This is a genomic window from Arcicella sp. GW458-12-2-14-TSB2 (genome assembly GCF_059423785.1).
In genome coordinates this window covers 1-9,731 of the sequence record NZ_JBWKYN010000206.1, presented here as the reverse complement: position 1 = coordinate 9,731, position 9,731 = coordinate 1, and the positions used below count along the sequence as shown (strand labels likewise).

General features: G+C 34.4%; 6 protein-coding genes. 1 reads left to right on the top strand and 5 read right to left on the bottom strand.

Annotation, left to right across the window (positions count from 1 at the left end; translation table 11 throughout):
- Positions 1–23: 23 nt before the first annotated feature.
- The 5 genes from AC07XN_RS21275 to AC07XN_RS21255 all read right to left on the bottom strand — a co-directional run bounded on the left by AC07XN_RS21275 (position 24) and on the right by AC07XN_RS21255 (position 8,849).
- Complete coding sequence (locus tag AC07XN_RS21275) at positions 24–1,796, bottom strand: tetratricopeptide repeat protein (RefSeq protein WP_494744509.1); 1,773 nt, start codon at positions 1,794–1,796, stop codon at positions 24–26.
- Entirely contained in the window at positions 1,780–3,129 is a 1,350-nt protein-coding gene (locus AC07XN_RS21270) for a hypothetical protein (protein WP_494744508.1), read from the bottom strand. The genes AC07XN_RS21275 and AC07XN_RS21270 overlap by 17 nt, the downstream gene beginning before the upstream one ends.
- 95 nt (positions 3,130–3,224) lie before the next feature.
- Complete coding sequence (locus AC07XN_RS21265) at positions 3,225–3,968, bottom strand: phosphatase PAP2 family protein (protein WP_494744507.1); 744 nt, start codon at positions 3,966–3,968, stop codon at positions 3,225–3,227.
- A 107-nt stretch (positions 3,969–4,075) separates the two neighbouring features.
- Positions 4,076–8,155, bottom strand: a complete 4,080-nt coding sequence (locus AC07XN_RS21260) for a hybrid sensor histidine kinase/response regulator (protein WP_494744506.1) — start codon at positions 8,153–8,155, stop codon at positions 4,076–4,078.
- A 52-nt stretch (positions 8,156–8,207) separates the two neighbouring features.
- Positions 8,208–8,849, bottom strand: a complete 642-nt coding sequence (locus tag AC07XN_RS21255; protein WP_309911985.1) for a hypothetical protein — start codon at positions 8,847–8,849, stop codon at positions 8,208–8,210.
- A 239-nt stretch (positions 8,850–9,088) separates the two neighbouring features.
- On the opposite strand from AC07XN_RS21255, the gene AC07XN_RS21250 reads away from it, so the two are divergent.
- Positions 9,089–9,595 (top strand): metallophosphoesterase family protein, encoded by a 507-nt coding sequence (locus AC07XN_RS21250; RefSeq protein ID WP_494744505.1) that lies wholly within the window; start codon positions 9,089–9,091, stop codon positions 9,593–9,595.
- Positions 9,596–9,731: the final 136 nt, after the last annotated feature.

Below are 9,731 nucleotides of genomic sequence, written 5' to 3'. Positions count from 1 at the left end.
GCCTTTTTGTTGAAAATTAAAAACTAATTATGACCCTTTAACATTTCCTTCCTTAAATCATCCAACCACCCTTTACAATTTTTAGTCTCAGGATGTTCAATACCCAGTATATTTTTATAGGTTGAGAATGCTTGTTCTAACAAAGGCAAGGCTTCGTCAAAAAGTTTTAAATTTATTAGTACTGCAGCTAAATTCCATTTTCTTAAAGCAGAGTGTGGATGTTCATGTCCAAAGTTTTTCACATCAGAACTCAAGGCTTTTTCCAATAATTTTTTAGCCTCTACATAATCTCCTAAATCTTTAAGGGCTAATGCCAAATTTGAGTAACTAGTTAAAGTAATTGGATGTTCTTCTCCAAAGTTTTTCTCATTAGCAATCACTACTTTTTCCAATAATTCTTTAGCCCTAATATAATCCTTTAAATCTCCTAAGACTAATCCTAAATTAGATAAGACTCTTGTAGTATTGGGATGCTCTTCTCCAAAGTTTTTCACATCAGAACTTAAGGCTTTTTCCAATAATTTTTTAGCTCCTTCATAATCTCCTAAATGTTGAAGTAATACTGCCAAATTAGAATAATTTATAGAGGTAGTTGGATGTTCTTCTCCAAAGCTTTTCTCTGATGAAATGATTGCTTTTTCCAATAATTTTTTAGCTCCTATATAATCTCCTAAATCTTTAAGTATTAATGCCAAATTAGAATAACCTACAGCAGTATTGGGATGCTCTTCACCAAAGTTTTTCTCATTAAAAATGACTGCTTTTTCCAATAATTTTTTAGCTCCTATATAATCTCCTAAATCTTGAAGGACAACAGCTAAATTAGAATAACGAATAGTGGTAATTGGATGCTTTTCACCGAAGTTTTCCTCTGATGCAATTACTGCTTTTTCCAGTAATTTTTTAGCCTCTTTATAATCTCCTAAACTTTGAAGGACTAATGCTAAATTATTTTGATATTCTGAAATTGCATATTTGTTATCAGCTTTTGTGGCAAAATTTAAAGCAATCTTATATCTGTCACGTGCTTGAGCAAAATCGCCTTTTAATTTAAAATAACGTCCATAACTATTTTGAATTTTGGCAAATTGTAATGGATTATTGACTTTTAAATGTACTTGTTCTGCTAATAGACTTAGTTCTTCACAGAAATATAATAATTTCTCAAATAATTGTAAATCATAAGCTATATCGGCAGCTTTTTGTAGTAATTCAAGTTTAAGGTTGATTTCAGTATTTGGAAAAGATTGAATCTTTTCCTCTAACCAATCTAATTCATCTTTTTTAGTAGCAAAGTCTAATCCTCCTAATGAGGGGATTTCTAAGGGTTTAAACGGTTCATTTTCACTAGTATTATTTAAAAATTTTACTTCAAAATTTAACAATATTGAGCGAAAAGACCACCAGTCAGGGATTAATTCTCTACATTTTTTAAGGAGGGTGTCATCATTAGGCATTAAACAAATATAGGCTATATTTTTGGCAGACAACCTATCTCGGCGTTGGTTAAACCCCTTGGCAAATACTTCGTCATTAATAAGATATTCGTAGTCTTCAATAACTACAAAACCTTCTTGGATGGCATCAGTTTTTGCTAAAAGTTGAAAATAATCAGTCTCTCGTATTTTGATTGAGAGTAAAGTTCTATCTGGGAAATTAGCTTGTAGGAAATTTTTAATTTCTTTTTTTACATCAGCATGGTTATACTGAATAATGACATACCTAAATAAAGCAGGTTGGACAACCCGTTGGAGTTTTTTGAGCTGTTTATCAAAATCATCAGTCTTTACCCACATATTCTTGATAGATTGATGAGTAAGCAATAATAGGATTTACTCTCTTGTAAGTACCAGAATTGTATTCCATCACTACAATTTCTTCTAATAATTTCTCAATACCATCAATAAACGGTGTAGGCTTATTTTCTTTGTTGTTTTTTCTTATTTCCTTTAAAACAGTTAATTCCTTTTCAGAAAGAAAACGAGCATCAGCAGATAAATACTTAACAGCTTCCATTAAAGACTTCATCGTTATTTGGGTATCATCATCTTCTAATTCATAGCCTGCATGTTGGAGTAATCGTAATAATTCACGTGGTGAACCTCCACTAAATCTTACAGCAGTTTTTACTACGTCTTCTGATTCAAAAAGACTCTTATCAATTCTTTTATAGACAAATTCTACGAAACGATTAATCGTTGCATCAACATCAGAACCATCTATTTCTTGGACTTTGATAAATGGGAAAGTGATTACTTCTGAATAATCCTTTACTTGTCTGATTGATTTCATCAGTTCAATCGGTAGGGTCATTAAGCAGTTTGCCCGAATACTTTTGATACTTTCAGCATTTTCAATGATGATTTCCCTTCTTCTTTCTGCCGTTGTTGTTTTTTCCAATCCATCAACAATAAACAAAATATCACGAGCCTCAGAATGGTCTCGAAGCCATCTAGCAGCATCTTCTACGAAAATGTTAAATTCTTGTGCAAAATCTATAAAGCGATTCCGAAATACTTTTCTAACAGAATCAGCTCTTTCTTTTGAGCCTGTTACTCCGCCTTTTAACTTGCCAACTAACGATAAAAGCCAAGGGAGTCCCCATTTTCCTACTAATTCTATTTCAATACTCGCAGATTTTTCGATGGAACTATTAATCTCTAACGTTCTTTCCTCGAACCATTTGCTAAGTGACTTTACAACATTCTTATCTAATTGTAAATCTTTCTCTTGTGCTTTCTTGATAAGATTTTCAATCTGACAAATCAAAATGTCCATATATTCCACATGGTCCATATTGAGCTCGATGTCTATGTTACAAACCACACACAAAAAAGCATCCTTGTCTTCTATTTCCTGAACAATACGAGCCAATTCGGTGGTTTTGCCACTTCCACGCATGCCAGCCAAAAAAACCTTTAGTTTGTTAAATTGATTTGCCTCGTAGTTATACGTAAGGTTTGATGGGTTCAGGTTCAGGGTTCTATAAAGCTTTTTTTCTTTAAAGTCGCCTCTTAAACCTGTAAAGTCAGTATAAAAAGGATGTTCTTTCCCTGGTAGAGGTGCATTGAATTGTAATACACTATCTATCTCGTCTAACTTTATTGCTTTTTTATTGGGTAAGTTCATTCTCTACTCTTTTTATCAAAAATAGTCTTTTTTGAAAGAATATTAAAATAGAAGCTTCAAATGTTTATTTAACCATAATCTTTTTAAACTATATCCTAAAACCCAATCACCAAATTTCCTCCAACAACCCTGCCATCATACATAGGCGTAAAAGCCATTTTGGATGGATTATCACTTGATTTCTTCCCTAGTTTTTGTTTCAACCAAGGATAGATTACATAAGCCGCTTTCGCAGATAGGATTCCAACACCAGCACCAACTATTACATCTGAAAACCAATGTCTGTTATTCAATACTCTTAGCGTTCCAGTAGCGGTAGCAACAGTATAAGCACCGACGCCATACCAAATACTTTCGTCATTATATTCCTGCGCTAAAACAGCTGCACCAAAAAAAGCATTGGCTGTATGGCCTGATGGAAAGGAATCTTGTCCAGAAAGGTCAGGACGCAACACTTTAGTAGTATGCTTAAGGGTAAACACCGTTCCCGACATGATAGTAGCGCCAATCAATAAAATGCCAATACGGTCACCCACAGTATGTTTTGCTTTAATGCCCATTAAGTCTAACCCAAAAACTCCTACATAAGGCGTATATTGAATAATATCATCTACGTGTGTATGAAAGTCTTTATAATATTTATCATGCCATTCTAATTGTTCTTGTTTTAGGCTAATACTTTTAAGGATATAACCTCCAGTAAGTAAAGAAGCAGGAACAATCAGTTGTTTGATGGTTAATTTACGGAAGGTAGAATCTCTTTGTTGCGTAAAAGCAGTAGGACATATACTTAGGCAAAGTAAAATAAATAAATAAAAGCTTTTTTTTATATTCATCATCAGACGGAAATGTTAAGACTTATAGACAATTTAATGATAATAGTATTGGTTTAGCGCAACCAAGATACCTAACAAATCTGAAGCAAACTTGAAGATAGTGATAGTTATTATAGTGGCGTTTTTTCTAAGTATTCAGATGGCGATTTACCAAATTCCTTTTTAAATATTCTAGTGAAATAAGAAGGGTCATTAAAACCAACCTTATATGCAATCTCCGCAATGGTAAAACTGTCAGTTTCAAGTAATTGAATCGCCTTTTTCAAACGAACATTCTTGATAAACTCGTTTCCTGAAAAGTTTGTTAAGCTTTTTAGTTTTCTATACAATTGCATCGTGCTCATGTTCAACTCTCTTTCTAAAAAGGCAATATCCAACGACGTATTCATCATATTTTCCTCTACAATCCTAACTGCTTTTTCTAGAAAATGTTCATCTGAAGAATTTAAGGTGATTTCCTTTGCATTTACTTTCACCTCTTTACTAAACCTTTCTCTTAGTTTTTTCCTGCTTTCCAATAGGTTCTTAACCCTTGCTTCCAACAAGCTAGCATTAAAAGGCTTGGTAATATAATCATCCGCACCGATTTCTAATCCTGCCAATTTACTTTCATTACTACTTCTAGACGTTAGGATAATTACAGGAATATGGCTAGTACTTTCTTTGGTTTTGATATGCTCGCAAAGCTCGCCACCAGTCATTTCAGGCATAATCCAGTCTGAAATGATTAAATCAGGCACTTGTTCTATGGCAATATCAAGGGCTTTTTGACCATTGTTTGCCTCAATGATATTGAAATTTTCAACGAAAATCTCTTTGATATAATTGCGTAAATCGTCGTTATCTTCTGCAATTAATAAAAGCGGAACATTCTTTTTATGATGTTCGTTTTTATGAGGCTCAATTAAATTATCATGTACATTAATCAGGGGAAGTTCTGGGTCAATAGCATTATCCCGAATCCAATTACTATCGTAGGCATCTTTGTTAATAGGTAAGTGAATAGTGAAGGTACTTCCTTTGCCTAAGCGGCTACTAACTAGAATCTCTCCTCTGTGTAACTCTATCAACTCTTTACACAAAGCTAACCCAACGCCAGTACCTACTACGTGCTTTTGAGGGTCTTTACCATGAATCTGGTAAAAACGATTGAATACATTTTGTAAATTTTTACTATCAATCCCAATACCTGTATCGCTTACGGCAATAATAATTCGTTGATTATCGGCTGGATTTACCGATACTTTTACGATAATTTCGCCATCATTATCCGAGAATTTGAAGGCATTTGAAAGTAAATTAGTGACAATTTTCTCTAAAATATCTGTATCAAAATAAGCTAATAAATAAGGCGTAGAAGGTTTGAAAATCAACCTAATATTCTTTTGTTCAGCTAACCCTCTAAACGATTCTGTAATCTGTTGAACAAAATCAATTACATCGTTTTGGGTAATTTCTGGAGATAGCTTGCCAGCTTCTAATTTAGATAAATCGAGTAATTGATTAATCAGTTTTTGTAATTGCTTGGCATTTCTATAGATAGATTCCGTCCTTTTGCGTTGCGAATCTGGAATGTCTTTGTTTTCGGCTAAATATTTTTCTAAGGGGCTGATAATCAGTGTTAGAGGTGTTCTGAACTCATGAGAAATATTAGTAAAGAAATTAGTTTTTAGTCGGTCTAATTCCTGTACTTGTTCTTTTTCTCTTTCTTGTAATTGTACATCCAATTTCAAACGCTCACGAATGAGCACGACTCTTCTGGTGAAATAAAGCCCAATACCTATAATGATTAGATAAAAGAAATATGCCCACCAAGTTCTGTACCAAGGGGGTAATATCGTAATGCGTAGCATGGCTTCCCTTTGATTCCAAACACCATCATTATTGGTCGCTTTTACCCTAAACAGATAGCTTCCTGCATTCAAGTTGGTATAGTTGGCTGTTCTTTGTGTGCCTACATAGTTCCACTCTTTATCAAAGCCTTGTAGTACATAAGCATATTGGTTATTCTTGAACTGTTGAAAATCCAAGGCAGTAAAATCAATTGAAAATACATTCTGGTCTGACTCCAATTCCAATTCTTCTGTTTGAGAAATATCTTGCTGCAAAGGCGAGCCGGGTTGCCCTACTACCACGTGCTTATTGAACAATTTTAAGCCTGTAAGGTATACATTGGGTACTATATTACTTTCAATCAGACTGTCGGGGTGGAAAATGTTGAGTCCTTCTGTACCACCAAAAAATATTTCACCGCGATTGTTTTGAGCATAAGCATTCAGCAAAAACTCTGAGCCTTGAAGCCCATCAGCTTTTGTATAGTTCTTGAATGAATTGCTATAAGTTATAAATTGTGAAATACCTTGATTGGTCGATAACCACAAATGATAATGACGGTCTTCAACAATTCCCTTGATAGTATTATTAGGTAATCCATCTTCTGTTCTCCAAACTTTAAAATTTCTAGTAGCTGGTTGGTAAAGATTCAAACCACCACCATTGGTGCCTATCCAGATTTGTTTGCGGGAATCCTGATATATTTTATTGATTTGATTTGCACTTAATCCATCCGAGCGGTTTGATTTACGGATATGAACAATTTGCCTTTTCTTCTGATTATAACAGTAAATACCGTTGTTGTAAGTACCAATCCAAAGTGTACCGTTTTCTTCTTCTAAGATAGAATTAATGTGCATGCCCAATAGCACACCTTTACGGTTGAGGTCTGGAACAGGACTGAATTCGCCCGTTTGTTTGTTGAATAACAAAATGCCTTCTTCTTGTGTACCTATCCATAAATGTTTTGGTTTTCTGGCAGGGCTCAAACAAGTAAGGTGTGTGGTATTGCTACCATCATCATAAGGATACAGTATAAAAGAGTTACTGCCTTTTTTCATAATCCTAAGCCCAATTTCCCACGTTAACACCGATAGGTCTCCATCACTATCATAATATAAATTATTGATGTCATTGGTACTAGTAGTGGCATGAGAAGGACTGATAAAATAATGAGAAAAAGTATTTTTGGCTCTGTCAAATAGTGTCAGACCATTATTACTACCAATCCAAACTCGGTTAGGGTCGTTTTCACAGGCTATGGCTGTTACTTTATCTCGTAATAAATTTTGTGTCGAGTTTATCTTATGTCGGTATAATTTGAAGTTATTCCGATGTCTGTAATGTACGTTCAATCCTGCTTCCCAAGTACTAATCCATACATTGTTATCTCGGTCTACAAAAATACATTGAATAGCATGCGAGCTTAATCCTGTTTCAGAATCAGGATTGGATTCTATGTAGCTGAGCTGGGTATAATTATTATTTTTTACAAGAAAAACTCCATTGTCCGTGCCGATCCAAAGCGTTCCATCTTTGTCATAAACCAAATCAGTAATCAAATTGGCTCGATTATTCTGATTAGGACTATATAGTACCTGAGTGAATACATTCGTTTGCGGGTTCAGTCTATACAAGCCATTGCCCCGCGTTCCTACTAGAATATTTCCTTGTGGGTCTTCCACCAGACAAGTAATCTGATTTTTACGAGGAGGAAGATTGCTTTGCAAACGGACGGTATTAGCGTGGTTGTTTTTGTCAATATGAGTAATTACACCATAATGCCCACCCAACCAAAGCGTGTTCTTTTTATCTTGAAAAACCAATGAAATATCATTGGTCGTCAGTAGCTCTGATTCCACCAAACGCCATTTGATGGTTTTCTGTTGGTTGTCAAAACAAAGCAAGCCATAACCATAAGTAGAAACCCATATTTTATTATCGGGTGATGCAATGATAGACGAAATACTGAGCCCCCCGATATTAGTTTTATCGTCTGCTTGTTTGAAATGAATAAAATTTCCTGTGGTTTTGTCGAGTTTATTTACGCCACCATCAAAAGTACCTACCCAAAGATTGCCTTCTTGGTCTTCGGTAATACATGAAATGGTACTACTACTAATAGAATTGGGGTCGTTAGAGATATGGCGATAAACAGTAAACTGGTAGCCGTCGTATTTATTAAGGCCGTCTTTCGTAGCAAACCAAATAAATCCTTTTTTATCTTGAAAGATTTGTCCTACCGTACTTTGCGATAAGCCTCTTTGTGTACTAATACGGCTGAATTTCAGTTGTGCCACCAAAGGTGTAAGCCAACTGTTACAGAACAACAATATGAGTACAATACGTAATTTCATCAAAAAAATAATCTTCCTTATGCAATTTAGGAAAATTTCAATAAAAGCTGGTTTAATTCACAGAATGGTACAATAGAAAACTTAGTAATCTTTCGTAAGTCAATAGTTCATCAGGACTAGAGCCATTACTCATCAAAATATCACGGTGTTTGTTCGATAAATCTAAAAAGTGTTTATCGTATGTCAATTTGGCGGTGATAATACCCTTATAACTACGATGTAATTGGTTATATAAATATTTACAAGGCTTAGAAAGATGCAGATTAAAAATATTATTTAATGCCGGTAAGCTATCCGATTCATTCATAAAATGAAAACCTCTTTGTTCCAAAAACTCTTTCACTATTTCACAAACATCATCCAAATCGTTTTCATTCAAAATCTTATATCTAAAATATTTGGCATCATTAAACTTCCCAATTGAGATGACTAAAGTATTAGAATCTGACCAGAAGTCACGGGTATTCCCGAGAAACTGTTGGGCTATCTGCTCTACTTGGTTGTTTCTGCAACCAATATTTACTTCTAGCCAAGTTTCATCATCATAAGAAGTTGCCGTAAAAATTACGTTCTGGAAGCCTGTTGGTGTAATTTTCCGAAATTGTTTTTTATCTGCTAACAGCACAAAATTGTGCATACTGAAAAACGGTTTAAGTTTTTCATAAAGCGTAGTTTCAAATGGTTTCACTGGCATAAAGCAACAAATTAGCTGGTTTGTTTTTCTATTTTTCTCAAGTAAATCTCGAAATACTTACTTGGTCGTCTTTCGATTTAAACACATTTATCAATATATATTCAACTATTTTTGTTCAATCTTTGCTCAAAAGTTTGTGTATGCAAATATACATATTCAAGAGATTTAATCTTTAATAATCAATATTCCTCTCTGTTTCCTTTATTGAAAACGGAAGATTTGGCGACTTAGTGAAAATTATGCAAAAAATTTTAATTATTTCCGATACTCATAGTTTTCTTGACGAACGTCTTTTCCCTCATATTGACTGGTGCGACCAGATTTGGCACGCTGGCGATTGGGGCATCGTAGCGGTTTCGGATACCCTTGAGGCCTTAAAGCCTATACAGGGCGTATATGGTAATATTGATGATGCTACGGTGAGGCAAATTTATCCAAAAATAAATCATTTTACTTGCGAAGAACTCAATATTGGTATGACACACATCGCAGGAGCACCGTCAAGTTATAAACCCGATGCATTGGAATGTTTTAGGATAAAAACGCCAGATATTTTTGTGTGCGGACATTCGCATATTCTTCAAGTAAAAAGAGATTTACATAGAAATGGAATGCTATTTATTAACCCCGGAGCAGCAGGAACTCACGGTTTTCATAAAGTGCAAACGGCAGTGAGACTAAAGATAGAGGGCAAAAGAATATTTGATGTAGAAGTGATAGAGATGAATAGGAGAGGGAAAGAGTAATTTAAATCCTTTAGATTGTTCATAAGGATATAAATTATTGATAATCAAATGTTTTATCACTAGCGAGGGACTTATTAAGATTCATGAAATAATCGTTCTTTGAAATTTGGGTAAAACTCATTAAATTTTCGTCAAA

What these genes read in the sequence shown, in the direction of transcription:
- AC07XN_RS21275 (WP_494744509.1), bottom strand. Translation starts at nt 1,796, where the DNA reads ATGTGGGTAAAGACTGATGATTTTGATAAACAGCTCAAAAAACTCCAA.
- AC07XN_RS21270 (WP_494744508.1), bottom strand. Translation starts at nt 3,129, where the DNA reads ATGAACTTACCCAATAAAAAAGCAATAAAGTTAGACGAGATAGATAGT.
- AC07XN_RS21265 (WP_494744507.1), bottom strand. Translation starts at nt 3,968, where the DNA reads ATGATGAATATAAAAAAAAGCTTTTATTTATTTATTTTACTTTGCCTA.
- AC07XN_RS21260 (WP_494744506.1), bottom strand. Translation starts at nt 8,155, where the DNA reads ATGAAATTACGTATTGTACTCATATTGTTGTTCTGTAACAGTTGGCTT.
- AC07XN_RS21255 (WP_309911985.1), bottom strand. Translation starts at nt 8,849, where the DNA reads ATGCCAGTGAAACCATTTGAAACTACGCTTTATGAAAAACTTAAACCG.
- AC07XN_RS21250 (WP_494744505.1), top strand. Translation starts at nt 9,089, where the DNA reads ATGCAAAAAATTTTAATTATTTCCGATACTCATAGTTTTCTTGACGAA.